General features: G+C 61.9%; 34 protein-coding genes and 1 other RNA gene. 1 reads left to right on the top strand and 34 read right to left on the bottom strand.

From position 1 onward, the window contains the following. Positions 1–234: 234 nt before the first annotated feature. The 31 genes from HA052_RS15105 to HA052_RS14955 all read right to left on the bottom strand — a co-directional run bounded on the left by HA052_RS15105 (position 235) and on the right by HA052_RS14955 (position 17,575). Positions 235–786: a phage virion morphogenesis protein gene (locus tag HA052_RS15105; protein WP_166452508.1), complete on the bottom strand. Its 552-nt coding sequence runs from the start codon at positions 784–786 to the stop codon at positions 235–237. A gap of 110 nt (positions 787–896) precedes the next feature. After that, positions 897–2,180, bottom strand: coding sequence for a phage head morphogenesis protein (locus HA052_RS15100; RefSeq protein ID WP_166452507.1), 1,284 nt, complete (start codon positions 2,178–2,180; stop codon positions 897–899). Further along, positions 2,170–3,720 carry a DUF935 domain-containing protein gene (locus HA052_RS15095; RefSeq protein WP_166452506.1) on the bottom strand — a complete coding sequence of 517 codons (1,551 nt, stop codon included), beginning with the start codon at positions 3,718–3,720 and terminating at the stop codon, positions 2,170–2,172. Before HA052_RS15095 ends, HA052_RS15100 begins: the two co-directional genes overlap by 11 nt. Positions 3,721–3,732: 12 nt before the next feature. After that, the gene (locus HA052_RS15090; RefSeq protein WP_240937374.1) at positions 3,733–5,217 is read right to left on the bottom strand and encodes a hypothetical protein; all 1,485 of its coding nucleotides are present in this window, start codon (positions 5,215–5,217) and stop codon (positions 3,733–3,735) included. A 52-nt stretch (positions 5,218–5,269) separates the two neighbouring features. Beyond that, positions 5,270–5,452: a hypothetical protein gene (locus HA052_RS15085; protein ID WP_166452504.1), complete on the bottom strand. Its 183-nt coding sequence runs from the start codon at positions 5,450–5,452 to the stop codon at positions 5,270–5,272. A gap of 24 nt (positions 5,453–5,476) precedes the next feature. Continuing rightward, positions 5,477–6,022, bottom strand: a complete 546-nt coding sequence (locus HA052_RS15080) for a DUF3486 family protein (RefSeq protein ID WP_166452503.1) — start codon at positions 6,020–6,022, stop codon at positions 5,477–5,479. A gap of 1 nt (position 6,023) precedes the next feature. After that, positions 6,024–6,338: a hypothetical protein gene (locus HA052_RS15075; RefSeq protein ID WP_166452502.1), complete on the bottom strand. Its 315-nt coding sequence runs from the start codon at positions 6,336–6,338 to the stop codon at positions 6,024–6,026. Then, entirely contained in the window at positions 6,335–6,703 is a 369-nt protein-coding gene (locus HA052_RS15070; protein WP_206118916.1) for a hypothetical protein, read from the bottom strand. Before HA052_RS15070 ends, HA052_RS15075 begins: the two co-directional genes overlap by 4 nt. An 18-nt stretch (positions 6,704–6,721) precedes the next feature. Beyond that, positions 6,722–6,922: a TraR/DksA C4-type zinc finger protein gene (locus HA052_RS15065; protein WP_206118915.1), complete on the bottom strand. Its 201-nt coding sequence runs from the start codon at positions 6,920–6,922 to the stop codon at positions 6,722–6,724. Further along, positions 6,909–7,106 (bottom strand): hypothetical protein, encoded by a 198-nt coding sequence (locus HA052_RS15060; RefSeq protein ID WP_166452500.1) that lies wholly within the window; start codon positions 7,104–7,106, stop codon positions 6,909–6,911. The genes HA052_RS15065 and HA052_RS15060 overlap by 14 nt, the downstream gene beginning before the upstream one ends. Then, on the bottom strand, positions 7,103–7,663 hold the full coding sequence (locus HA052_RS15055; RefSeq protein ID WP_166452499.1) for a hypothetical protein: 561 nt from the start codon (positions 7,661–7,663) through the stop codon (positions 7,103–7,105). Before HA052_RS15055 ends, HA052_RS15060 begins: the two co-directional genes overlap by 4 nt. Beyond that, complete coding sequence (locus HA052_RS15050; RefSeq protein WP_166452498.1) at positions 7,660–7,899, bottom strand: DUF2644 domain-containing protein; 240 nt, start codon at positions 7,897–7,899, stop codon at positions 7,660–7,662. The genes HA052_RS15055 and HA052_RS15050 overlap by 4 nt, the downstream gene beginning before the upstream one ends. Before the next feature lie 3 nt (positions 7,900–7,902). After that, positions 7,903–8,424, bottom strand: a complete 522-nt coding sequence (locus tag HA052_RS15045; protein WP_166452497.1) for an N-acetylmuramoyl-L-alanine amidase — start codon at positions 8,422–8,424, stop codon at positions 7,903–7,905. A 101-nt stretch (positions 8,425–8,525) separates the two neighbouring features. Continuing rightward, positions 8,526–8,921 carry a YebY family protein gene (locus HA052_RS15040; protein ID WP_166452496.1) on the bottom strand — a complete coding sequence of 132 codons (396 nt, stop codon included), beginning with the start codon at positions 8,919–8,921 and terminating at the stop codon, positions 8,526–8,528. A gap of 9 nt (positions 8,922–8,930) precedes the next feature. Next, positions 8,931–9,380 (bottom strand): Mor transcription activator family protein, encoded by a 450-nt coding sequence (locus tag HA052_RS15035; RefSeq protein ID WP_166452495.1) that lies wholly within the window; start codon positions 9,378–9,380, stop codon positions 8,931–8,933. Further along, positions 9,377–9,793: a gp16 family protein gene (locus HA052_RS15030; protein WP_166452494.1), complete on the bottom strand. Its 417-nt coding sequence runs from the start codon at positions 9,791–9,793 to the stop codon at positions 9,377–9,379. The genes HA052_RS15035 and HA052_RS15030 overlap by 4 nt, the downstream gene beginning before the upstream one ends. A gap of 114 nt (positions 9,794–9,907) precedes the next feature. Beyond that, positions 9,908–9,970, bottom strand: an RNA gene (locus tag HA052_RS15025) — hammerhead ribozyme type II. Between the two features lie 2 nt (positions 9,971–9,972). Beyond that, positions 9,973–10,152 (bottom strand): hypothetical protein, encoded by a 180-nt coding sequence (locus HA052_RS15020; protein WP_166452493.1) that lies wholly within the window; start codon positions 10,150–10,152, stop codon positions 9,973–9,975. A 173-nt stretch (positions 10,153–10,325) separates the two neighbouring features. Beyond that, complete coding sequence (locus HA052_RS15015; protein ID WP_166452492.1) at positions 10,326–10,535, bottom strand: hypothetical protein; 210 nt, start codon at positions 10,533–10,535, stop codon at positions 10,326–10,328. Between the two features lies 1 nt (position 10,536). After that, on the bottom strand, positions 10,537–11,157 hold the full coding sequence (locus HA052_RS15010) for a DUF3164 family protein (RefSeq protein ID WP_166452491.1): 621 nt from the start codon (positions 11,155–11,157) through the stop codon (positions 10,537–10,539). A 7-nt stretch (positions 11,158–11,164) separates the two neighbouring features. After that, positions 11,165–11,473, bottom strand: a complete 309-nt coding sequence (locus tag HA052_RS15005) for a hypothetical protein (RefSeq protein WP_166452490.1) — start codon at positions 11,471–11,473, stop codon at positions 11,165–11,167. After that, positions 11,470–11,775 (bottom strand): hypothetical protein, encoded by a 306-nt coding sequence (locus tag HA052_RS15000; protein WP_166452489.1) that lies wholly within the window; start codon positions 11,773–11,775, stop codon positions 11,470–11,472. Before HA052_RS15000 ends, HA052_RS15005 begins: the two co-directional genes overlap by 4 nt. Before the next feature lie 2 nt (positions 11,776–11,777). Next, positions 11,778–12,143, bottom strand: coding sequence for a helix-turn-helix domain-containing protein (locus HA052_RS27380; RefSeq protein ID WP_206118919.1), 366 nt, complete (start codon positions 12,141–12,143; stop codon positions 11,778–11,780). A gap of 41 nt (positions 12,144–12,184) precedes the next feature. Next, positions 12,185–12,481: an HI_1482 family protein gene (locus tag HA052_RS14990; RefSeq protein WP_166452488.1), complete on the bottom strand. Its 297-nt coding sequence runs from the start codon at positions 12,479–12,481 to the stop codon at positions 12,185–12,187. Then, positions 12,478–12,801 carry a hypothetical protein gene (locus HA052_RS14985; protein ID WP_166452487.1) on the bottom strand — a complete coding sequence of 108 codons (324 nt, stop codon included), beginning with the start codon at positions 12,799–12,801 and terminating at the stop codon, positions 12,478–12,480. Before HA052_RS14985 ends, HA052_RS14990 begins: the two co-directional genes overlap by 4 nt. Positions 12,802–12,803: 2 nt before the next feature. Further along, positions 12,804–13,115 (bottom strand): XRE family transcriptional regulator, encoded by a 312-nt coding sequence (locus HA052_RS14980; protein ID WP_166452486.1) that lies wholly within the window; start codon positions 13,113–13,115, stop codon positions 12,804–12,806. Further along, positions 13,108–13,758, bottom strand: coding sequence for a hypothetical protein (locus HA052_RS14975; RefSeq protein WP_166452485.1), 651 nt, complete (start codon positions 13,756–13,758; stop codon positions 13,108–13,110). Before HA052_RS14975 ends, HA052_RS14980 begins: the two co-directional genes overlap by 8 nt. Then, positions 13,755–14,486 (bottom strand): AAA family ATPase, encoded by a 732-nt coding sequence (locus tag HA052_RS14970; RefSeq protein WP_206118914.1) that lies wholly within the window; start codon positions 14,484–14,486, stop codon positions 13,755–13,757. The genes HA052_RS14975 and HA052_RS14970 overlap by 4 nt, the downstream gene beginning before the upstream one ends. A gap of 17 nt (positions 14,487–14,503) precedes the next feature. Further along, positions 14,504–16,687: a Mu transposase C-terminal domain-containing protein gene (locus tag HA052_RS14965; RefSeq protein ID WP_166452484.1), complete on the bottom strand. Its 2,184-nt coding sequence runs from the start codon at positions 16,685–16,687 to the stop codon at positions 14,504–14,506. Between the two features lie 41 nt (positions 16,688–16,728). Then, entirely contained in the window at positions 16,729–17,205 is a 477-nt protein-coding gene (locus HA052_RS14960) for a hypothetical protein (protein WP_166452483.1), read from the bottom strand. A gap of 61 nt (positions 17,206–17,266) precedes the next feature. Then, the gene (locus HA052_RS14955) at positions 17,267–17,575 is read right to left on the bottom strand and encodes a helix-turn-helix domain-containing protein (protein WP_166452482.1); all 309 of its coding nucleotides are present in this window, start codon (positions 17,573–17,575) and stop codon (positions 17,267–17,269) included. A 173-nt stretch (positions 17,576–17,748) separates the two neighbouring features. On the opposite strand from HA052_RS14955, the gene HA052_RS14950 reads away from it, so the two are divergent. After that, entirely contained in the window at positions 17,749–18,243 is a 495-nt protein-coding gene (locus HA052_RS14950) for a helix-turn-helix domain-containing protein (RefSeq protein WP_166452481.1), read from the top strand. Between the two features lie 679 nt (positions 18,244–18,922). Here HA052_RS14950 and HA052_RS14945 read toward each other — a convergent pair. From HA052_RS14945 to HA052_RS14935, 3 genes are read right to left on the bottom strand one after another with little or no spacing between them, the layout of a single operon-like run. After that, positions 18,923–19,894 carry a polysaccharide deacetylase family protein gene (locus HA052_RS14945; protein ID WP_166452480.1) on the bottom strand — a complete coding sequence of 324 codons (972 nt, stop codon included), beginning with the start codon at positions 19,892–19,894 and terminating at the stop codon, positions 18,923–18,925. Positions 19,895–19,921: 27 nt separating this feature from the next. Then, complete coding sequence (locus HA052_RS14940; protein ID WP_081544512.1) at positions 19,922–20,629, bottom strand: SDR family oxidoreductase; 708 nt, start codon at positions 20,627–20,629, stop codon at positions 19,922–19,924. Further along, positions 20,626–21,150, bottom strand: coding sequence for an ester cyclase (locus HA052_RS14935; protein WP_081544511.1), 525 nt, complete (start codon positions 21,148–21,150; stop codon positions 20,626–20,628). Before HA052_RS14935 ends, HA052_RS14940 begins: the two co-directional genes overlap by 4 nt. Positions 21,151–21,429: the final 279 nt, after the last annotated feature.

Raw genomic sequence — 21,429 nt, 5'->3', positions numbered from 1 at the left:
TTCGAGCATTACAACGAGAACCACCCGCACAGCGCGCTGAAATACCGCTCCCCACGAGAGTTCAGGCTGCTGGCGGCAACATCAACCTAAGGGTGGGTTGGTGTCCTGAGATACGGGGGCAAATCCAATCACCATGACAGTATTGTTCGTAAAGAATCGACGGATCATCATTTTGCCCCTAACTTGTAATGATTATTTAGCATGGTATAGCAATGAATGCATTGCTAGTAGCAATTAGCCATCTTCTAAGTGTCGACTAACGATTAATGCTAGCTCCGCCTCGGCCCGCGGCGCTAACTGGCCGTCCTCATCCACCGGAAGGTAGGGACGTGCAGGCAGATAGACACTGAGGCCGCGGCCAGCCCAGCCGCCCAGGTGCTGGATCGCCGCGTAGGCGTCCAGGCCGTTGCCCCAGGGGCCAAACCTCAGTTCGTCCGCGCTGGCGGCATAGCTGAACGCGGCGCGGCGCAGGTTGCCATCGACCTGCAGAATGCGTTTTGCGCCTAGCCGCCTCTCGCCGGCCTTGCTCAGCTTGCCGTCCTTTTTGTAGTTCTTGCGGCCGCCGTGGCTGCGCAGATAGGCGGCGAGTGTCGCGGGGGCATTGGGCTGCCAGGGTATGCTGTACCAGTCGCCCTGTTCATTGAAACGCTGGTCCGTTTCGTCTTTTGCCCATTCGGCCCAGTCCAACAGCGCCGGCCGCAAGTTTTTGCCGCGCTGCTCCAGTTGCGCCAGCGATTGCTCGACGGTGTCGCTGACTACTTTGATTTCAAAGCTGTTTTCACTCATAATGATTAAACACCGTGCGGGAATACGTGAATTCGCCTGTACGTATGGCAAGCCCGTCAAGGGAGTGCCCACGCAGGAAGTGGCGTCCTGCCTGCCCGGTGATTCCCCCCTTATTTGACCCGCCGGTATTGCGCCGGGTTATCCAAGTCTGACAGTTCCACATAGCCCAAGGTCGTTAACGTGTTGGTCTGAATGCTGACCCGCTTGCCATCTTGCTTATCCTTTGTGCGGTAACCGACACTGACCACGGCTTTGATGTGTTTCTTGCCGCCCTGGGCCGGGTAGATCATCAGGTACAACGCCTTGGACTCGCTTTGTTCGACGACCTGGTACACACGCTCCGGTTGGTACATGCCGACCACAGCGCGCAGGGCGTCCGCCTGGCTGACCCGCTTTGCCGCCTTGCCGCCGGCATCGCGCAGCGCGTGTTTGACCTCGCTGTCGTCAACCGAGATCACCGCGGTGGCTAGTTCCTGCCCTGTCACGGTTTCGATGTGCTCGACAAGATCCGGGGCCAGCGCCCCAATGTGGATGCGCTGCTTGCTCGGCTTGTAGTTACTCGGGTCCGGGTAGATCCGTTGCACCAGCGGCCGCCATTGTTCTTGGATCACCTTGTCCAGGGCGTTGATGTTTTCCGCCGCGCTGCGCACCGCGGCCGCGCCGATCCGCGCCGACGTGGTGGCGGCCTTGTCCAGCAACTGGCGGCCCAGGTAGGCCTGGCCGGGGGTGTAGTCCCAGCCAAAATCGACGCCGTCCGGCACATAGACGCTGCTGCCGTCCGGCCGGATGATTTCGCGGGTCTCGATGACCGGCGCGGTGTCCGGGCCGAGTTTGCCGTATTTGCCGCGCAACTCTTGTTCCGAGACTGCCACAATGCTGCACTGGCAGCCCCAGCCGTTCGGCGGAAAATGGATCTGCCACCATGGGTCGTCGGCACGCAGAATCAGGCCGTTCCAGGCCAGGTGTTGCGGGCGCGGCCGCAACACCGAGTCGCTGTGTTTGTAGCGCCAGTATGGCCTGACCTTGAGCATGTCCGGGTCGGTCAACTGCTGCCAGCGGCCGGCGGCATAGCTGCTAGCCAGGTTGGTCTGGTAGATCACGCGGCTGCGCCAGTCGCTGCTACCGTTGTACTCCCAGCCGCGCTCCGCGACGATCTTGTCGAAGTCACGCCGGAAATCCGCCAACGTGCTGCCGCCGGCGACGGCCTTGTCGACAGCCTGGCGCAAATCTTCCAGCAAATCGCCGGCCATCGCGCCGGCCACAACGAACGCTTTGTCGTGCTGGCCTTTCATGATGTCGGTCCAGCGCTCTGTGCCCAGATTCAGTTTCTGCCGAAAATAGGCGAGCTGGGTGTCCCAGGGGCGCTTGAACACCGCAGCCAGGCTATCGGCCATGGCTCACATCGTAGCGGCCGGCCAGCTCGGCAAGGCTGAAACCGGTATGCATTACGCGCTGAAGCTGATCGGTAGGCAAATCGCCGTAGGCGTCCAGCAGCCAGGCGCGAAACGATTCCAGGTCCGGCGCATCGGCCAGCGCCTGGCGGATGACCTGTAGCATGGCGTCAAGCGGCTGCTGACCAGCCTGGGCCAGTTGTTGCTGCAGCGCGTCCAGTTGCCCGCTCTGTCCCGGCTGCAGCTGGTTGGCGGCGCGGTAGCGATTGGCGGCCTGGGCCAGGCCAGCGCCGGCGTCAACGGGCTGCAATAACGCCTCGCCTTCCTTCGGCTTCTCTAGACCAAAGCGCTGATAAACCGAGTCCTGGCTAATTGGCAAACCCGCGCGCACCAGCGTATTGACGACGCCGGCCAGCGCGGTCAGGTCTTCCGGTTTGTTGACCCGCAGCCGAATCGCCGGATAGGCCGGCTGCGGTCCCAGGTTCAGATCGACCAGCGGCCGGACATAGTCGCGGGTCAGCGTCGTTTCCAGCTGCTCGACGTCCGAATCCAGGATGTCGCCACGCACCTCGTTGTGGATCTGGCCCAGCGCATAGGCGCCGCCGCCTTTTTCGCCGGCATTGGTCGACAGCGTTTGCCCCAGCACGATTTTGCTGATGTTGCGGTCGAAATATTCGCCGAGTTTTGCATAGATATCGACCGAGGCAGTTTTATTGCCGGCGTCGACGAAGTCGATGCGCATGTCTTTCGGAATTGCCGCCGCCGCGTCGGTGCCGAGACTGCGCAGCGCCTGCAGCAGCGAGTCGATGTCCGCAGGCGTCGCGCTTTTCTCGTAGTAGCCAACCCGCAGCGGCTGGCCGTAGGCCTCGGCGAAGGTCAACCAATCTTTGATCGCAAAATTGCTGAATAAGTAGGCCCAAGTCGCCATCCGGGCCAAGCCGCCGCGGATCAACACCCCGGACTTGGCTTTGACTTTGTGAACGACAAATTTGTACGGCAGCAGCGGGTCGCCGGCCTGGTCCTGGTCAGAGCGCAGAAACAGCGTGTCCGGCTCGGTTTTGCGCGTCTGCAGCCAATAGGGTTGCAGGTATTGCAGCCCCCTGGGCATCCATTGTTTGGCGCTGGTGTCCCAGTCGATTTCATGCGCGCTGTACCCTTTGCCGATGGCGTCCAGCAAATCGAACAGGCTGGCCCGCACCGGCTCCAGCGCCTGCTCCACCAGCTCGGCGGCGCGCAGGCTGGCGGCATCGTCGCCGGCCGGCTCGACATAGAGCTCCAGACCGACCAGCGCGCGTTTGCGTGTCGACAGCTCTGAGCCGTAATGGAGATATTTCTCCTCCATGTCCTCGGCCAGTTTCAGGTAGTCGCCGGCATTGCCATCCACCGCGTTGCGCAGCATGGTGCCCAGCCGCTGCGGGTCCAGCCCCTGGGCGACGCCGGCGACGATTTGACGCACCCCGGTGGTGGTCGGGGTGGCGATGGTGGTTTTTAACAGGCCGGAGCTAATAGGCTGGCCGTCCGGGCCAACAATGCTGCTCGCCATTTTTTCGTCCTCTTACCAGGCGCCGCGGCCGAAACGGCCGGACGCGGCGTGCATGCCGCGGCTGATGCCGTGATAGCCACGGGTGGCCAATGGCGTTGCGTTGATTTCGCGGCTGGCGTATTTGGCCAGTGCCAGCGCAATGGCCGCATCACCGTGGCGCTGGCCCTTGTCCTCTCCCGCTGTTCGGCTTTCGGGCACCCTCGGCACGCCTTTGATGATTTGGACCGACCGTAGGTCGGCCAGGATGTCCTTATCTTTGGGGATGTCGATCAATTCGCCGTCCTCTAGAGCCGCTTTCAATGGCGGCATATGCTCGCGATACCAACTCTCGGTGGGCATGATCTGATGAATGCGTTCCACGCCGTAGCGCTGCATGGCCACCTCCGCAAGGTATTGACCGTTCCCTCGAGCGTCGAACGCAGCCCCAGCAAAATTGGGCAACCCATCCAGCAAGTGGAAACACAGTTGTTCCTGCTGCCGGAAGGGAACATTGCGCAGCTCTAACACGAAGGGCACCCGATGCAATAGATTCTGCTGCTCAATCAAGGGCACATGCACCGACAGATCACCGCTACGGGCAAAGTCCTGGCCGTCGAATGAACGCAGCTCCGGTGGCAGTTTTTTCAACACCGGGTCCAGGTGTTCCTCAATCCAGTCCTGACAATCAAGATGACGGGTGGTGTCGGACAGCAGCTCGAATCCCTCCTTACACTCGTAGCGCAAAACCGGGGTGTCTTCGGACATGCGCAGCTCAATCAGCGCCCGCGACAGCCAGGCACCGCCCGAATTGGCCGGCACGCAGTCCAGTTCTTCCACCGCGCCATCGCCATAGAAGGCGTAGACCCCCGCCATCCACTCGGCCTCGTCCGCCGCGCTCCAGTCCTTGCCCAGCCGTAGGCAAACCCGCTGATAGAGTCCTTCTGCCACGGCCTCTTTGAACGTCACCCGGTGCACCGTGCCTTTGCGTTTGCCGGCCCGGATATCTTCAATCAGGTCGTTGAACGGGTTGTCGGTGCCGTTATGGGTGGAAATGATGCGGACCTTGCCGCCCCAGATCAGCATGGCCAGCGCCGCTTTCAGCAGCTCGTCCAGTTTGTCGTGGAAGGCGGCCTCGTCAATGACGATGATTCCCTGCCGGCCGCGCAGGTTGGAGGGCCGGCTGGACAGGGCCACGATGCGGAAGCCGGAGGCGGGGAATCGGATGGTGTAGGTCTTGATGTGTTTGTCCGCATCATCTTCCCCGCCCCAAAACCCTTCCTCAACTTCACCGGCCGCGTAATTGAAAACTCGCGCCCACATCGCACACGCCTGGATGTACTCGATAGTCATGTCCTGGTTGTACGCGATGTAGTAGACGTTCTGCCCGCCGGCGCTGCGCGCAGTCGCAGCCGACAGCACATTATCCGAGGCCTCGCCCCAGGTCAGGCCGGTACGGCGGCTTTTCTCCATGACCTTGAGCGGCGACGGGTCGGCAACCCAACGCTGCTGATAGCCCATCAAGGCCGCCGGGGCATCCAGGCTTGCCGTGTTGGGGAGCTGAACGGACAGGTTAGCTTTCATCCACGGCCTCGCCCTGGTTGAGGCTATCAATGACCATGTCCGGCTCCGCTTCGGCCATGATGGCCCTCGCTTCCTCCTCGCTGTCGGCGATCACCGTCGCTGTGTAAACCTCGCAAGATATGAGCGAGCCATTGATCTTCGTTTCACTGTATTTCACATGCCATTCATACATTTCAGTCCCCATGCCCACGTTGCTTTAGCCCGCAATCCCAAGGATTTCTCGACGCAGCTGTGCCGCCACCTCGGCCGACAGGCCGCCTTTCTGGGCGATCTTCTCGACATTGGCGGCGGCCGTGTCCACCTTCGCCTGCACTTCCTGGCGAAACCGCTTCTGGTTGACGCTGGCCCTGGCCAGGGTGGCGATGTTTTTTGCTGCTTTCGACAGTAGCGCGATGCGATCTTCTGGTCGGACGTCTTCCTCATTGGCCTCCTGCAAGTTGACGATGCTTTCAAACATCTCCGTCTGTACCAGAGCGATCACCGCTTCGCTGCGCGCGTCCTGATCATCGGCCGCGGCCTCGGTCAGCAAGCGCGCTGCCTCGGTGCTGGCTTTGATGGCGGCGAACCGGCGTTCGATTTTCTGGCCGTAGCGGTGAATCGCAGATCGACTGACCGCACAGCCACGTTCGCGCAGGGCTTCCTCCAGCGCCTTGTAACCGCTGAAATTGCCGTCGATCAGCGCTTTGTCCAGCCAGTCCCGCACCGCTTTTGGCAACTGCTCAACACTGTTGCGACGCGCCATCTCATTGGCCCCAATATTTTTGGGGGCGGGCAATGCCAGGTTCGCAGTCGATGGTGTATTCGGTGATATCGACGCCGTAGCGGGTCAGGTCGCCCCACCATCGGCCGCTGCCCTCCTTGCGCAGCTTCACCAGCACCCGGTCGGCCAGGTAATCCAGCTCTTTTCGAATCTCCAACGCCGTGACATCGGGGTAGAGCGTCCGCATGGTCATCAATACGATGTCCTCGCACACCTCTTCCGGCCGTGCGTTGTACAGCGCCAGCAGCAGATACCAGCGCAGCGATTCACGACGCAATTTCGCTTGATCCACGTTCATCGGTGAGCCCTCAATTGGATGTTCTCGATTTTCAGCGCCACGGCGTCCAGCTTGGCTTCGATTACGGTCTGATTGCGCATGTAATCCTCGCGACGCACATATGCCAGGGGCAGGTCCCCCTGGAACTTCAAAAAGTCCCGCTCCAGCCTGTGCACACTCTCCGCCTGCTGGGCCAGTTGGTGATTCACGCTGTCTGCTTGCTGACCCATTTGTTTCAGCAGAGCCTTGGTTTGCTCTTCCTGCCGGTCGTCCCGCTCGCTCTGCCGGCGGTCCACCTGCGCCAGGAACAGTTTTCCCGCCGCAAACAGAAACCCGAAAAACGAGAGCGCCAGCCCGATCAGGTATGTCAGCTCCAATGTGATCAATATTTCCCCCTTCGGCGCTCAGCGGCGCTCACTTCGTTCTTGGCAATAAATACAGCGGCGGCAGCCTGGCATCGCTCTGGACCGCGCCGGCGGGATGAGGTCGCCGCAATCCTCGCAATGACTCAAACCCGGCCCGCTGGCGGCGTGTGCCAGTTGCTCGCTGAGCGCGATGTCGCGTTGCAGCTGCTCCAGCGCCGACGCCTGGTCAAACTGATCCATCAAACGCCTCCGTCCACGCCGCCTTGGCCTGCGCCATGCGGTTTGCGGCCTCTTTTGCACAATCGCTATCTCCGCCTAGCGGCGCGATCTGCCGAATCAGCCCGGACAGCCTGTCGCTGGTGACGTCCAGCTCGTCGAGCAGATCGCCGCGCTCATTCATTAGCAGCCCCATGAAGTCGGTCATTTGCCGCGCACCTGGTACAGGCGATTCAGGCTGTCGAGCTGCTGCTCCATCTGCTGACACCAGGCGCCGTAATCGGCTGAGTGGGCCAGGATGTCGACGGGTAGTAGCCCGGCCTCGGCGGGGGCGGCCGCATCGGTTTTTGCAGCATTTCCGGGGTCGGTTGCGGGCAGGCCCTCGGCGCCGGCGTCGGTATAGCCGAGGTTGTCGGCGTAGAGCCGCAGCCCAGCAGGACCGATACCAGTAAAAGCGGGGCCATCTGAGCGATTCGCATCGGGGATTCTCCGTTTCAGCGCGGCATGGGCCGCAACGAGTTCAGCGCGGGTGTTTAGCAGTTCAACGCCCAGGCGGTGTGCCTGTTCGTTGAGCTCGGTCTGCTCCCGCAGCGCCGCAGCCTCGGCCTCGGCCAGGCTCTGGCGCTCGCGGGCGTAGTCGGCCTGCAGCCGCTCCAGCCTGGCCTGGTAGGTATTGGCGGCGATCTGGTAGCCGCCGCCGGCGATCAGGCCGGACACCGCGAAAATCGCCAGCGCCAGGCCAACAGGTTTCAACCAGGGCGTCATTGCGTGTCCTCCGGTTTGGCCGGCAGCGCGTCGCGGGCGATGGCGGCGCGTTTCGACGCCTGGCACTGCGTCACCCAGGCCGCTAGGTAGCCGACGAACAGCCACTCGCTCAGCTGGCCGGTGACGGTCGCGTACAACAGCGCCGCCGTGCTGGCTACGAAAGCGCCGACTAGAGTGCTGTCGCTGGTGGACAGCCGGCCGGTGGCGGGGTTGGTAATCAGGTCTCGCAGCGCCATGGCTCAGCCCAACAGATGCGCGGCCAGCGGCGCCATGCCGCCCGCCAGCCATTCGGCGACGGTGAAACCGGGGCAGGTTTTGGTCCACTCGTCGGGCGTGATCTTGCCGTCGCCGTTGCGATCCGGGGATAGGTCGCGGTGGCCAACTATCCTGGCAGCCGGAAACTGCGCCCGCAGCGCTTTAACCAGGCTGTGCAGCGCACTCCATTGCACGCTGGTAAAACGGTCGGTGCCTGCCAGGCAAACGCCGATACTGTTGGCGTTATGGCCCTGGACATGCGCGCCGACCTCGTCGGGATGCCGGCCGGTCGATTTGCGGCCGTCGACGTCCAGCACGTAGTGATAGCCGATGGATTTGAGGTGGGGGTTGAAATCGGCTGCGCGCGGACCGCTGCGCCGGAAACCGCGCTGGCTGTGCCAGACATTGATGACGCCGGCGGCGGTTTGTTTGTCGTTGCGCGCCAATTGCCGGCCGTTGGGCGTGGCGGCGCAGTGAATCACAATCAGATTGATGGTTCGGGCCATGGCGGCCGCTCCTCATGTCGTTGACCTGGGAGCGATATTAGGGAGCGACCGGCGGCGAGGGGATCAGGAAGGGGTTCGGCAGTTGCCGGGTTAACTGACTGTCAGCACAAACTCTTGGCGATGTCGAAAAACGGCGTCAACGACATTTTTGGCGTGACACAGTTGGGCTCGTCGGGGCGACAGGCCAGGTCTGGATTGGTGTTGTCCAGCAGCAGCGGCCGGAGTGCGGGATAGGGACCGATGGCCGCGCCGTTGATTCCCCATTTCGTGCCGTTAGGCTGCTCAAACACATAGCGCGCGCCGCGCTCGCAGTAGATTTTGCCGCTGGGAACACTCAGCGGCCAGGCATCGCCTAACTGGTCGGCGGAGATGGACTGCCCTGGGGCCTGCGCGGGGGAAGATTGGGGAGTGGTGGCTTTGTGTTGGTACACGCCAGCAGCAACGATGGCTGCCAGAAGGAGCGCCATGATACGGAGTTCACGGTTGGTAATGGTCATCACTCCCTCCTAAAACAGGCTCCCTTGCGCCTCCGGCAGCACTTCATCGGTTTTAGACAGAATGTCTTCCAGCCGCCTGTCGCACAGCCGGTACTTAGGAACCAGCACGTTGTTGACAGTGGCATTATGCCCTAACTCGCGGCACCATTTATCATAATCAGCACGAATGTTGGCATCGCGCAAACCACGCAGCGCCGCCGCGCATTTCGGCACGTACAGCCGGGTGTCGCCGTAACGCCTCACCAGCAGCCGGGCAGTCTCGGCGCCGACCACCTCGGCCAGCGCGGAGAAACTGCCGCGTTCGCGGGTGGTTTTGGGGACGGAAACATGGGTGCCGCCAAACGCATTCACCAGTTTCAGTGTGGTGGCCAGGCCGATGATGTCGACCAGATGACGGGCGTTTTCCGGCAGCAGGTGCAGCGCGCGGGACATCGCCGCTTCATGCTGGGTTTCGTTCATTTCGGCCTCCCGTTGCGGCGTGCATCGTAAATCAGCGCTAGCATCAGTTTGTTCAGTTGCTCGGCATCCAGCCAATCAACGCGGGCAATCTGGAACATGTGTTGCGCCATGCTGTGGGCGTAGCTCCAGGGCCTGCCGGCGCTGGCCAGCTGCGCTTCAACTTTGGCGATCAAGCTTGCACGGTAGTCACCCGGCCGAGGCCGGCGGCCGTGCTTTTGCGCGGGCGTTTGCACAAAGCCCAGCCGCCGCATTTCGCGCAGCGCCAGGTCCAGTTCAGCCAGCGTCAACTGGGTGCTGCTGCGCTTGCCGCGCGCGATGCGGGCGAGCATGGCCCGATAGTCGGCGTCGTCCATTTGCAACTTGCGCTTGGCGACTTGCAGTTTGACGATCATCGGTTTGCGCGGGTCGGTCATCGTGGTTTCCTCCTGCTCGCATGGGTGAGCCGCCTGCCGGCGGTATCAGAGGACGGCACCCCAGTTGAATGGATAGGGGGCGGCGACTCACCGATGCGTGGTCAATCAATGGTTATGCGGCTGCTCATCAGTACCAGGCCACCACGCCTGGCAGACCGCCACGAGGCGGTTTCGCGGGGTCAGCCTTTCTCGATAAGGTCGCCGGCTGTGTCCCCAATTTTTTCGGCGAGGTCCGCAAGGGTGCCGGCGTTGTAGGCGTCAAGGTCTTCCCACTGCGCGGCCATGTCCTGCAGCTTCCGCTGCATGGCCAGCAGGGACCGGCGCTGTCCGGCTGCGATCTGTTTGTGCGTGGGGACCATCTCTCTCTCCTAGCGGGATCAGTTCGTCAACGGGAACAAAGGCGTTGTATTCCTGTTTGCAGTACGGGCAGCGCAGGATCAGGTCGATGACCGGACTCGGCCCGACCGCGCTGTCGAACACATCCGCCTTGACCTGGTCCAGCCAGCCCATCGTCTCGCTGCAGTTGATGCAGTTAGCCATCCCAATCCTCCTGTGCGTCACGAACTGCCTGGGCTATCGCCTTGGTGTGAGGCCCGGAAATCACCACGATGGCGAAATCCCTGTCATCGGTCAGTCCTATTTCCACAATGTCGAACTGATTACCCTCGGCGTGAGTCGCCTCGTCTAAAACATTGAGCAGGGTGGTTTTGGGCCAGTCGAAAATGTTTGTCAGTGCGCTCATCTCACACCCCCGCGATATCAAGGGGAATCATCCGGTACTGGTCGGATTTGCCGATTCGCTCATAGAGCCGGATATAGATGGCGCTGCCGACCACTTGCAGCGCCTCGCTAATGGCCGTCATCGCCCGCTGCCAACGCTCGTCCTCAATGTCCAGACGACGCAGGGCCAGAATGCGGGCGGTGTTGATCTTGCCCTTTTTGTCCACGGCGAAAGCCTGGTTCACAATCACCTGCAGTTTCGGCTCTGCTCCTTCCGACCAGGCATGCAGGCATTGATCAATCAGCACCTTCGCCGCCTGCAGACGCTCATCAAAGGCAATCCGGTCCTGGAACGCGCGTTCCAGGCGGTAACGGCCGTCAAAACTATGCAGCGTCACATTGCCCTTTTTGCCGCCCACCAGGACGCCGTACTGTTCCCAGGACAGCTCGGTAAAGGCGGCCACGTCGTCAAAGGCGCGTTTTTTGAAATCCGCCAGGGCCATAGAAATCGGCTGGGCCTTGTTCACCAACTCTTTCACCAGGCGGTCCCGTTCCTGATCAATGGGCCGGATCAAACTGACCGGCACTAAATGACCTTTGGCGTCCTGCCAGTACCCCTCCGGGATTTGCATATCGTTTTGCATCACGTCATCACCTCAACAATTGCTTCACATGCGCCAGCTGCCGCCGGTTCCTCTCCAACCACTCTGGCGTGAGTGGCGGCTCATCCTCCGCTCGCCAAAATGGATGATTAGGAGGGGGAACACTGGCCGGCGGCTCCGGCGCCGGGGTATCAGCAGGCGGCGCTGGCGCGGCGACCTGGCTGGCGGCCAGTTCGTCCTGGTAGTCGTCCCAAACGATCCGCCGCGCCGTGCGCCGGTCGATATTCATCGCTACCAGCCGGTCCACCTCAGCAGCCAGCCGCTGCCGGGTCGCCTCGTCGAGCGCCGCCTGCGTCATACGGCCATCCCGATCAGCGGCGCTGCGTGGCGCATGAACTCGTTCAGGGCCGTGGCCTCTGTCGCGTTCAGCGTCAATTTCCCGCCGTGGTTCTGAATCTCCAGCGAGCCGTCATTCACCACGGCAATGCGGAATGGCCGGGTGAAGCGGGCCAGTGCCTGGTCGATCTGGTCCAACTCCGCGGCGTCGATGGGTTGAGCCGCTGGCTCCGGCAAAGACACCGGAGCGGGGTCCAGATGTACAGGGGCGGGAACGTCATCCGGTGCCGGCGCGCTGAATGCCTGGTGTTGGTCTAGTTGCATGATCAGCCCTCCCGGCCCGTCATCAGCTTGTCGACGTTGCCGGCCAGCTCGGCGGCCTCCGCCGCCGCCCGGTTCATGGAGGCGAGCAGCATCTGGAAGCGTTCGGCGGCTTGGCGCAGCTGCTCGGCGTCCAGCGTCCCGCCGATCACGGCGCGAATCAGGTCGGCGTTGCCGCTGCTGATCAGCCGCGTGTCGATGTCAAGCTCGTGCTGCAGGCGGACCAGTTCTGCGACCGGTTTCGGGATGTTGCGATGGTTCTCATAGCGCGAGCCGCCGGATTGAGTGATGCCTACCTGGCTCCAAAATTCGTTCTGGTTCAGCCCGCGATTGCGGCGGATTGCGAGATAGTTTTTGCGTTCGGTTTGCATGTCATGCTCCTGATCGTTACGGGGTTGTCGTGGGCTGGGGTTTAGCGGTACTGGGTCCAGATCACGCGGCAGCCGGCGCGTTCGAACTGGGCCTCGCGATAGCGGCCGTCATCGTTGCGGCCGAACGAGTAAAACTTGGCCTCGCCGGTGGCGATCAGCCGGTCGCACTGGATGCTGTGGCGCACGCGGATGGTGGGTTTCAACGGGTGTTCCTGTATCGAACTCAGCACCGTCAAACCCTCGCGGCTCAGCAGCTCAATCGCGGCGGCGATCCGGTGGGCGCCGGCCAGCATGTAGACATTGGGCACCGGCCGGCCCAGCGGCTGGGCGGCGGTCATGGCCGGACCTCGGCCACGTAGAGATTCAGCGGCCGGCGGTGCTGGCAGCAGCGCGCTATCCGGTACAAGAGCATGAAGGCTTGGCGGCCCATCGGCATGTTGACCTGCAGCTCGTCGATCCGCTGCTCGTCGTCGCTCCAGAAGTCGACGCGGCCCGCCTCAAAACGCTGGCGGTATAAATCGATTGTCAGCTGCAGCGCCGGCTGGCAATCCAGCATGCACCGGCGGATCTGGAAAAAATCCCGGCCGGCAACAGGCTGCTCGTGCAGCTGCTGATTTGATTGGATGCGCTGCAGAGCAGCGGTTTCGCTATGTAACATCGTCACTCTCCTGTGCTGCGGTTGGGGCAATGCCGGCAGTGCTGCCAGTTCGCCAATTTGCTGGGGTTATGGGTGGGGATGGGTTCTGTCGAAATCGTCGCGCAGACGTCGCGGGCGATGGTCTGCCCGGAGAACGGGCACGCGACGGTGCCTAGCTCCGTTTGCACCGCGTTTTGCACCAGGTCGACGCGGCCGCCGTATTTGCCGGCCAACACCAGACTGATGGTGGTGCGCGAGTAGTTCAGCCGGCGCGCTACCGCCTGCTGGCCCTGGGCCAGCACAGCGGCGCGCAAGGTCTCAATCCAGTTAGTCATCGCCCGGAGCCTCCTGCTGCACGATCTGCGCCCAGTTCGGGTCGTAAACCGTTTTCAGAAGCTGGACCATCGGCGCCCTCGGTCCCGGCGCTTTGCCGGTAATGGGGTGGATGGGGCGCAGTCGCAGCCGGCAAGGGCTGTTGCCGCCGCCGCGTTTGCCTTGCGAGGGCTGGACGATGTCCAGATAGCCGGCCTGCTCCAGCGCGAGCAGGTAGTTTTTCGCGGTGGACGGGGCGATCTGGTGGTCTGGCGTGGAGGCGTTACGGGCGATGCTGTGATAGTCGAAATCACTTTTGCTCATGCGAATCACGCGCCACATGTTTGTGTTGCCGATGCCACGATTCACCACCTGGCCGTGACGATTCAGCCGCGGCGCATCGACGCCACAGTCGTTGGCCAGCTGGTAGGTTTTGGCGGCGATGGCGTTGCGGCGCGGGCTGGTGCTGCTGATGTAGCCACCGCGTTCCAGCGCCTGCAGATAGGCTTTGGCGGTCTGGATATCGATATCGGCGTAGCAAGCGACGTCGTTGAGCGTGAAGCCGTCGCGGCGGGCGCGGATGGTTTCCCATGCCAACTGGCGCGGGCTTTTGCCGCCGGCCAGTTCCAGCTGAGCCGGCTTGCGGCCGTTGCGTGGCGCATTCATTGCGGCAGTCTCCGCGTCGGCGCTTTGCCGTTGTACAGCGGCCGGGCGCCCCACATGTCCAGCGTGGCCACCTCCCAGCCCTCAACCAGACCCTCCTCGTTGATCAGGTTCAGGTTGTTGCCGACGCGGCGCACCGAGCCGCGGGCCTCGTCAACCACGCGCTGCAGCAGGCAGTCCGCGACCGGCAGGTCGGCACAATAGATCGGCGCTAGTTTGCGGGCGTCGGCCAGGCTGACCGGCTGGGCCGGCACCCAGTCCAGCACCCGGCTGTGGACGCGCTCCCAGCGCGCCAACTTGTGCGGCAGCGCTTCCTCGCCGACCAAAATGATGCTGGCGCGCCAGCTTGTATCGTGAATGTCCCGTATCAGTTGAATTAGCCTCGGCTTGTCCGCCGCATAGTCGGCCTCGTCGATGATCAGCGGCCGCTGGCTGGTGGACAGCTGCTGCGCGACCTGGTCCAGCATGGCGCTGGTGGTGCGCTCCGGCTGGATGTCCATCTCAGCCAGCACTTTTTGCAGGAAGGTTTTGCAGGTCCAGGAATCGGAGACTCTGACGAAATAGCCGTTGTGACGCAGATAGGCCTGGGTCGCCGCCTGGGTTTTGCCGTAGCCGCTGGGGCCGAACATCACGGCCAGGCCATCGGAGCCGCTGGGGCGGTTCAGCAGGCGCAGCGCGGTGGCCTGCATCAGATCGACATTGGTAATGTCGGCGGTAGCGTTCAAAGTCATGTTTCAAGCTCCTGTTGCTAATGATTTCCGACGTTGCGCGACTGGTTGGCCTGCTGCCGTTGGTGCTTTTCTTGCTGGACCATAAAGCGCGGGGTTTTGGGGAAGCTGGCGAAAAAGCGCTGTTCGTTATCGGGTATCGGCTGGCCGTGTTCGACCAGGTCGGCCAGCTCCAGCCAGCGGCGGAAAATCGCCTCATCGCTGCGCGGGATGTCGACCGGGGCCGGCGCGGCTTTGGCGGCCAGCGCTTGCTGGCGTTGAATCGCTAGCGGGATGTTGGATTGGGGATTGTCGACCGCCTGGACGGCGGCGGCGGCGGCGCGGGTGCCCTCGGTGTCGACGGCGGCGGCCGGCCGCGGCAATGTGACCAACTTGCCGGCGCGCTCGGCGTCGGCCCGCAGGATTTCCTGCACCACCTCGTCGGTGTTCACTCTGCGCGCCAGCGCCTTGAGTTCGCGCTTCTGGCGGCTGACCTCTGCGGTCTGTAACTGCTTGGCCTGCTGCGCCACTCGCTGGCGGTCCATGCCGGTGCGTTCCGGACATTCGGCCACGCAGATGAACTGGCCGTCGTGGAACACGTAGACGCGGCCCAGGTCGGTGGGGTCCAGCCGGACCTGGACCTGACGTCCTATTAGGTTGACGGCAAGTTCCGGGGCGATGAACCAACCGCCGTCGATCTGCAGGCCTTTTTTCAGCACGGTGCGGTCGATGCGCTCAGCAAGTAGCACGTCGAGCAGGCGCGGGTTGTCGATCTGCTCGACCTCGCCGGTCCAGGTCGCCGCTTTGGCAAATGGGCTCATTTCCAACTGGCTGTGCGGCGCGTTGTTGTAGCGCACCAGCCATTGGTCGCAGAACGCTTGCAGCTGCTGGCTGCTCATGCCGACATCCAACACTGTGTTTTTGGTGAACAGCCGTTCCGAGAACGCCTGCCGTGCTTCGATTGCTTTACGCTCGGCGACGTTGTGGCCGATGTATCCGGGCAGCAACTCAAGCAGGTCATGCGAGAAGGTGCGGAACAGCCGTTCGATATGCGGTTTGTGCCAGGGCTGGAACGGCGGGCATTTGATCTGCTCAATGTCCAGTGCGCGGAACACGTCGTCGACGTAGACGCCGACATACTCTTGCCCGTTGTCGGTTTTGGCCTCTGCGCATTTACCCCAGTCCAGCAGCGCGGCCCGGACCAGGACGCCAACGCCCAGGGCGCGGCTGGTTTTGGCAACCAACAACTTGGCGCGGCGGCTCCAGACGTCGATGACGCCGAGCAGGCAGTAACGGCCATCGGTCAGCATCAGATCGGCCGGGGTGGAGTCGAACTCCCAGCGCTGGTTCAAGCCGAATACGTCTTCAGATGCGGAGCCAAACGCCGACATGTGCTGGTTTTTCCACGCGTCCGGGTTGATTAGGGCGGTAAACAGCTCGGCGTTGTCGGTTTTCCATTGATTGATGAAGCGGCGGAACGCGTGGTATCCGGGCACGGACACGTTGCTGTGGCCGGCAAAACGGGCGGCGGCGGCCTGTTCCAAGTGGACCGGCTTGATATGCGGGTTGCTGACAAGCATGCCGAGAGTGAAGTTGTGCAAATCCGGCTGCAAACTGATCTGACAGCGGCCGCGCTGGCGGCTGCCGTCCAGTTTGTCGACGAAGGCAGAAAGGCCGGTTTTTTCGTAGTCGGACACCCACATTTGCAGAGTCCGCAGCGCGATCTGCTCAATCACGCCGGCGGTGGCAATGGCCAGCTCCGGGTATTGCACCTTATTCGCCTGCAGATGGCCGGCGTTGAAGTGGCTGACAAAGGCTTCGTACAACTTGCGCGACGGCCGCATGCCGTGGAGCTTGAGATAGGTGTACCAGGCTAGGGTGATACTGCGGCGCGCTTCGAAGCGAGCGACCTGTTTTGGCGTCAGTTTCGGCAGCCGCAGCAGCACTTGGCGGTCGGCCTCGCGGCGGTTTTCAGCGTCTAGCAGGCTCATTTGCGAGCTAGGAATGCGGCTATGAATCGCCGGGGCGGCGGTGGGGTCCATCAGTTGTTCAATGCGGCCGGCGGCGGCGGCACGGGCCTGGATGGTGCGGACGGCTTCAACAGAAAGACTGGTGATCGAATACTCGACCCCTTTACCTTTAGTGCGTGGGCGCGAAACCCAAGCCTCACGCTCTGCCGCAATGCGGATGCCCTGGGCGGTGCCGGGCAATCCTGGTAATTTCATTGCAGCAAGTTCGGATGAACTAAAAAAGGACCGTAGCGGGGTCATATCTGCGCCCCCTGAAAGTCCAGCTCGGGCTGGCAAATTTTGCGGATGTTTTCGCGGTGATAAGCTGCTTGAGAAAGAACCACACTGAGCAAGGTCAGGGTTTCTGCGATGCTAGTTTTGTCGCGGTAGCACTGCTCCAGCAGCATGATGACCTCGCCAAAGTTGGCCTGCATTTCACCAAGGTCGCTAGCTTTGGCCGAACGGCCTGATGGGATGGCAACAACGACCTTGTCGCCGTGGGCCATGCAAAGGTATTCACTGATATGGGATGCCATACAAAATGTTTCGAATTGGCGAATGCGGTTCAGCGGCATGCTGCTGTCCGCCAGCCAGCGATAATAAGTTTTCACCTCAACCCCCATCAGGTCCGCCATCCGCTTGGGGACCAGGCCACGTTTGGCGGCGGCGTCGACTTGGCGCTCAATCGCCTCATCAAGACTCGATGGAACGATTTGTGATTGTCGTTTTCCCATTTGCCTAAACTCCTGAACGAGAAATGATGTGGTAGTTATTCCGGGAACGGTTCTCTACCATTCACTTGGAAGCCAAGCGACTAGGGCGGAACTCAAGAGAATTGGCGGACACTGCACGGCAAACCGGCGTAAAATGCCGCTTTGCGTAGCGGTTCGGCCAGATAGTCTCTGGCGAGCAGCCAATTGCGGCAGCGATGATCTGCTCCGCTTTGAGCCAAGGCCGGTCCAGTGCCGATTTCAGCGTTCCAGGACTCATTCCATGGGCCGCAGATAATTTACGCAGCGACCAACCCGCTTTGTGCAACTCCGCCACTACATCCGCTCGATGCCAATCGCCAGCGGGTTTTTTTGGGGTGTTCGATTCACTCATGAGTGGTTACCGTTGGGTTATCCAATGAGTGAAGGTTATCGATTAAATACTTTCGATACAATGGTTTTCTTTTGTTTTTCCAATTGCCATGCCTAGAGTTTCCTTTCGGTTTCCATTGTTGAGAGGTGATTTCAGTGCGCGGATGCGAAAATATTATTTCGGAACAATGGCTTATGATCGAAGAAAAGCATTTGGACACAGCCGAGCCGGCTGTTTCCTTTCTGCAACCCGGCCTGGGTGGGCGGATAGATGCGGCTTGCAAGAAAATTGGGACGCGCTCAAAGGCCGCTGCCGCGGTTGGGGTGTCGGAAGTGATGTTGCGAACGTATATCCGCGGCGACAGCAGTCCTCGGTTTGATGCCATGGTGAATCTAGCCATCGCTGCCGAGGTTGATTTGATGTGGCTGGCGACAGGGAGGGAGAATATTGCGCAAGGCGACAAGCCGGCGCCAGGGCCCGCGGAAGAAGTGAAACAAGACGACGAGGAAATCGTCAGGACAATTAAGCTGAGTGTTCGTGCACTTGAGGAATGGCTAGTTGAGGAACACCTGGAACTAGAAGCCGCTAAGAAAGCGGAGGTAATCGGGATACTCTATCGCTACCTACGGACAAGGAACACGGTAAACCAACAAGAAATCACTGCACTTCTTAGCGCCTTGGCGGCGTGACAGCGCCCTCATCTGCTTGAGGGAGTGATATTACTAACGTATGATATTCAAGTCATGTTCATTGCAACGGCATAGCGGCGATGGGGGATCAGGAAGCAGTCGATCGACTCAAAAGCCTACTGTCCCAGGCCCGGCCGGCTGCCCACATACGATCTGAACAGATCAACCGAACCGAAGACGCAGCAAACGACCCCCGGTATACAAATAAGTCCGTCCCGCTCAGGCTAATTTACAGCATGATGCGCGGCGCAGCACCGGTGTCTATAGCCTGCGCCCACTACTGGGCAGAGGATCGATGGCAAACCGCAATCGTGTGGTTTCTCGTACTCTGGCCGTACGCCAAAAAACGATGGGAGTACGGTCAACAACAACGAGCAAAGTACCTCAAGCCACATCGCTACGAATGCAAAAATAAGCACAAATTTATCGCTCTTCTCAGGGCACTGTGCAAAGCCATAAAAATTAAAGGCCGGCAGCGTACTAAAACGCTGGAAGCCGGCCCAGACGGGGATTACACCTACCTCATCCCACCTCATCCTAGTTCATCCCACCTGTTTCCCCTGGTGCAATACTCCTAGCAAGATCACACAAAGCACAGACAAAAGATCGTAAACAGGCTCTAAGAAAACCGCGGCGCGGCCTATGACCGTCCCGCGGTTTGGGAACCCGACTCAAGAACTCAGTCCGCCGGCACCTTGTCCGCCTGCAAGGCGTAGCGCGCGATCTCGTCCTTGCGCATGAAGGCGACGCCGGCATGGCTTTGCGCATAGCGGATGAACTGCTCCAGCGCCTTGACCCGCGCCGGCGAGCCGGAAATGCGGTCGTGGGTACTGATCGACATCATCCGCCGCCGCGAACCTGCCTCGGCGTAAAGCACGTCGAATTCGGCCTTCAGATCCGACAGATAAGCCTCATTGCTCAGCGCCGGCGAATCGAAACGCACGATGTCGTTGTTGCGCAAGGTATAAGGCACCACCACGAATGGCTTGCCCTTGACCGCCACCGTGAACGGCTCGTCACGGCTGACGTTGTCGATGTGATAGAGAAAGCCCAGTTGCTGCAGAATGCTCAGGGTATTGGGCGTGCCGCGCAGCCAGAAGGCGTTGAAGCCCACCGGCCGCGTGCCGGTGGCGCGCTCGATGCTGGCGATATTGGCGCTGTAGGCCGCCAGTTCCTGCTCCGGCGTCATCGGGTATTGCGGCTCCCAGGTTTGACCGTGCGCCGCCGCCTCGTGGCCGCGCGCCACGATCTCGCGCGCCAGCCGCGGGCTGCGGTCCACCGCCAGCCCCACCATGTGCGAAGTCACCTTGACCCCGGTGCGGTCCCACAAGTCCAGCAGCCGCGGAATGCCCTCCTTCACGCCGTAGTCGTACCAGCTTTGCATCGGCAGATCCGCGTACTTGGGGTCCAGCGGCGGAAACGGCCCGCTGGCGCCGCGCTCCGGCTGCGCGCCGGCCTCGAACTGCATGGAAATCGAAATCGCCAGGCGGGCGCCGTTCGGCCAGAAGGCGCCGCCGCTTGTTGAAATTGCCGTCATTTTGCTTGCTCCTGTCGCCGCCAGCGCCGCGCCGTGCGCCAGCATCAGCGCGGTGCCGCCCGCGGCCGCGCCGGCCAGGAACTGGCGACGATTAATGGGTAGGGTATCGGACATCTCGAGTCCTCTCTCTTGGGCCAGGGCCTACAACAAGGCCCCGCCCTCCACGTCCAGCACCGCGCCGGAGATGAAGCCGTTGGCCATCGCCAGCAGATAGGCTTGCGCCAATTCCCGCGGCTGGCCGACGCGGCCGACGGGCAGGCCCTGGCCGATGCGCGCCAGCGTCGCCTGGCGCGCGGCCGAGCCGGCCTCGCCCCATAGCTCGGTGTCCACCACGCCGGGGCTGACCACGTTGACGCGGCGCGGCGCCAGTTCCTTGGCCAGATTCTTGGCCGCCGCTTCCAGCGCGGCGTTGACCGTGCTTTTCAGCAGGCCGCCGCTGGAGAATTTGCGCGCCAGCAGGCCGGAGGTGAAGGTTACCGACGCCCGCTCCGTCAGATAGGGCAAGGCCTCGCGCACCGCCAGCAGGCTGCCGAACAGCTTGACGTCGAAAGTCTGCCGCAAGGCCTCCTCGCTCAACTCGGCCAAGGCCGGCGCGCCGACCCGGGCGCCTGCGGTCAGCACCAGATGATCGATGCGGCCGATGTCGGCGAAGGCCCGGGCCAATGCCCGGCTGTCGGTCATGTCCGCCTGGATGCCTTCGCGATCCGCCTCGGATTGGGCGCTGCGTCCCAGCACATAGACCCGCGCGCCGGCCGCCGCGGCCGCGTCCGCCACCGCCCGGCCGATGCCGGAGCCGCCGCCCAGCACCGCCACGGTCTGGCCGTGGAAAGCAAAACCCCCCGCGCTCATGGCTTCACCACGCCCAGTTGCTGCATCAGGGTCAGATTGTCTTCCAGATGCCAGTTCTCGGCGATGCGGCCGTTCTTGACGCGGTACAGGTCGAAGGCCTGGAACTCCACCGGCTGGCCCTGGCCTTGCACGTCGCCGAAGCGGCCGCTGAAATGGCCCTGGAAATGCAGGCGCAGCGCGACGCGGTCGCCGGCCAGCACCATGTCGGTGACGTCCACCTTCAAATCCGGCACCGCGGCGCGGAACTGGCGCGAAGCCTGCAAGGGACCGGCCACGCCCTGCTGACGGCCGGCGGGCAGGGTGCGGTCGATGAAGTCGGGGTCCAAGGCCAGTTCGGCGTAGCGCGGATCGCCGCTGTTCCAGAACGCCGCGTAACGCAGCGCGGCCAACTTCACCGCCGCCGTGCTACCGGCCGGACGGTCCGCCCACACCCGCGCCGGTTGCGGCAGGTTTTCCGCCGCGCCGGCGAAGGCCGCGGTCAAGGCCAGGCCGAAGCCCAGCGCCAAGGTCAAAGCTTTCATCATCGTCTCCCGATTGCGGCGTCGCCAACACGGCGACACCGGACCAGCGCATTGTGTCGCCGCCGAAAGGATTTGATAATTGGCTTTAAATTTGGATGATCTGCTTGTTCAATTTGAAAATAGGCGTAAAAAAAGGCGAAGCTCCAGCGCTTCGCCTTTCTCAAAGAACCTGTTTACACAGGTTCTTTGAGCCTGTTCAAAGTCTCGCGAGCAAGAGCGAGACAAGGCGAAAACGAGTGAAAAAGCGGAATGTACAAGTGGTACATGAGCATTTTGAGC

Origin of the sequence: Chromobacterium fluminis (assembly GCF_011602385.1) — a bacterium.
Classification (GTDB): domain Bacteria; phylum Pseudomonadota; class Gammaproteobacteria; order Burkholderiales; family Chromobacteriaceae; genus Chromobacterium; species Chromobacterium fluminis.
The sequence above is the reverse complement of the archived record's forward strand: the minus strand, read 5'-3'. Positions and strand labels throughout refer to the sequence as shown.

What these genes read in the sequence shown, in the direction of transcription:
- HA052_RS15105 (WP_166452508.1), bottom strand. Translation starts at nt 786, where the DNA reads ATGAGTGAAAACAGCTTTGAAATCAAAGTAGTCAGCGACACCGTCGAG.
- HA052_RS15100 (WP_166452507.1), bottom strand. Translation starts at nt 2,180, where the DNA reads ATGGCCGATAGCCTGGCTGCGGTGTTCAAGCGCCCCTGGGACACCCAG.
- HA052_RS15095 (WP_166452506.1), bottom strand. Translation starts at nt 3,720, where the DNA reads ATGGCGAGCAGCATTGTTGGCCCGGACGGCCAGCCTATTAGCTCCGGC.
- HA052_RS15090 (WP_240937374.1), bottom strand. Translation starts at nt 5,217, where the DNA reads ATGGGCTATCAGCAGCGTTGGGTTGCCGACCCGTCGCCGCTCAAGGTC.
- HA052_RS15085 (WP_166452504.1), bottom strand. Translation starts at nt 5,452, where the DNA reads ATGTATGAATGGCATGTGAAATACAGTGAAACGAAGATCAATGGCTCG.
- HA052_RS15080 (WP_166452503.1), bottom strand. Translation starts at nt 6,022, where the DNA reads ATGGCGCGTCGCAACAGTGTTGAGCAGTTGCCAAAAGCGGTGCGGGAC.
- HA052_RS15075 (WP_166452502.1), bottom strand. Translation starts at nt 6,338, where the DNA reads ATGAACGTGGATCAAGCGAAATTGCGTCGTGAATCGCTGCGCTGGTAT.
- HA052_RS15065 (WP_206118915.1), bottom strand. Translation starts at nt 6,922, where the DNA reads ATGGATCAGTTTGACCAGGCGTCGGCGCTGGAGCAGCTGCAACGCGAC.
- HA052_RS15060 (WP_166452500.1), bottom strand. Translation starts at nt 7,106, where the DNA reads ATGACCGACTTCATGGGGCTGCTAATGAATGAGCGCGGCGATCTGCTC.
- HA052_RS15055 (WP_166452499.1), bottom strand. Translation starts at nt 7,663, where the DNA reads ATGACGCCCTGGTTGAAACCTGTTGGCCTGGCGCTGGCGATTTTCGCG.
- HA052_RS15050 (WP_166452498.1), bottom strand. Translation starts at nt 7,899, where the DNA reads ATGGCGCTGCGAGACCTGATTACCAACCCCGCCACCGGCCGGCTGTCC.
- HA052_RS15045 (WP_166452497.1), bottom strand. Translation starts at nt 8,424, where the DNA reads ATGGCCCGAACCATCAATCTGATTGTGATTCACTGCGCCGCCACGCCC.
- HA052_RS15040 (WP_166452496.1), bottom strand. Translation starts at nt 8,921, where the DNA reads ATGACCATTACCAACCGTGAACTCCGTATCATGGCGCTCCTTCTGGCA.
- HA052_RS15035 (WP_166452495.1), bottom strand. Translation starts at nt 9,380, where the DNA reads ATGAACGAAACCCAGCATGAAGCGGCGATGTCCCGCGCGCTGCACCTG.
- HA052_RS15030 (WP_166452494.1), bottom strand. Translation starts at nt 9,793, where the DNA reads ATGACCGACCCGCGCAAACCGATGATCGTCAAACTGCAAGTCGCCAAG.
- HA052_RS15020 (WP_166452493.1), bottom strand. Translation starts at nt 10,152, where the DNA reads ATGGTCCCCACGCACAAACAGATCGCAGCCGGACAGCGCCGGTCCCTG.
- HA052_RS15015 (WP_166452492.1), bottom strand. Translation starts at nt 10,535, where the DNA reads ATGAGCGCACTGACAAACATTTTCGACTGGCCCAAAACCACCCTGCTC.
- HA052_RS15010 (WP_166452491.1), bottom strand. Translation starts at nt 11,157, where the DNA reads ATGCAAAACGATATGCAAATCCCGGAGGGGTACTGGCAGGACGCCAAA.
- HA052_RS15005 (WP_166452490.1), bottom strand. Translation starts at nt 11,473, where the DNA reads ATGACGCAGGCGGCGCTCGACGAGGCGACCCGGCAGCGGCTGGCTGCT.
- HA052_RS15000 (WP_166452489.1), bottom strand. Translation starts at nt 11,775, where the DNA reads ATGCAACTAGACCAACACCAGGCATTCAGCGCGCCGGCACCGGATGAC.
- HA052_RS27380 (WP_206118919.1), bottom strand. Translation starts at nt 12,143, where the DNA reads ATGCAAACCGAACGCAAAAACTATCTCGCAATCCGCCGCAATCGCGGG.
- HA052_RS14990 (WP_166452488.1), bottom strand. Translation starts at nt 12,481, where the DNA reads ATGACCGCCGCCCAGCCGCTGGGCCGGCCGGTGCCCAATGTCTACATG.
- HA052_RS14985 (WP_166452487.1), bottom strand. Translation starts at nt 12,801, where the DNA reads ATGTTACATAGCGAAACCGCTGCTCTGCAGCGCATCCAATCAAATCAG.
- HA052_RS14980 (WP_166452486.1), bottom strand. Translation starts at nt 13,115, where the DNA reads ATGACTAACTGGATTGAGACCTTGCGCGCCGCTGTGCTGGCCCAGGGC.
- HA052_RS14975 (WP_166452485.1), bottom strand. Translation starts at nt 13,758, where the DNA reads ATGAATGCGCCACGCAACGGCCGCAAGCCGGCTCAGCTGGAACTGGCC.
- HA052_RS14970 (WP_206118914.1), bottom strand. Translation starts at nt 14,486, where the DNA reads ATGACTTTGAACGCTACCGCCGACATTACCAATGTCGATCTGATGCAG.
- HA052_RS14965 (WP_166452484.1), bottom strand. Translation starts at nt 16,687, where the DNA reads ATGAAATTACCAGGATTGCCCGGCACCGCCCAGGGCATCCGCATTGCG.
- HA052_RS14960 (WP_166452483.1), bottom strand. Translation starts at nt 17,205, where the DNA reads ATGGGAAAACGACAATCACAAATCGTTCCATCGAGTCTTGATGAGGCG.
- HA052_RS14955 (WP_166452482.1), bottom strand. Translation starts at nt 17,575, where the DNA reads ATGAGTGAATCGAACACCCCAAAAAAACCCGCTGGCGATTGGCATCGA.
- HA052_RS14950 (WP_166452481.1), top strand. Translation starts at nt 17,749, where the DNA reads ATGATCGAAGAAAAGCATTTGGACACAGCCGAGCCGGCTGTTTCCTTT.
- HA052_RS14945 (WP_166452480.1), bottom strand. Translation starts at nt 19,894, where the DNA reads ATGTCCGATACCCTACCCATTAATCGTCGCCAGTTCCTGGCCGGCGCG.
- HA052_RS14940 (WP_081544512.1), bottom strand. Translation starts at nt 20,629, where the DNA reads ATGAGCGCGGGGGGTTTTGCTTTCCACGGCCAGACCGTGGCGGTGCTG.
- HA052_RS14935 (WP_081544511.1), bottom strand. Translation starts at nt 21,150, where the DNA reads ATGAAAGCTTTGACCTTGGCGCTGGGCTTCGGCCTGGCCTTGACCGCG.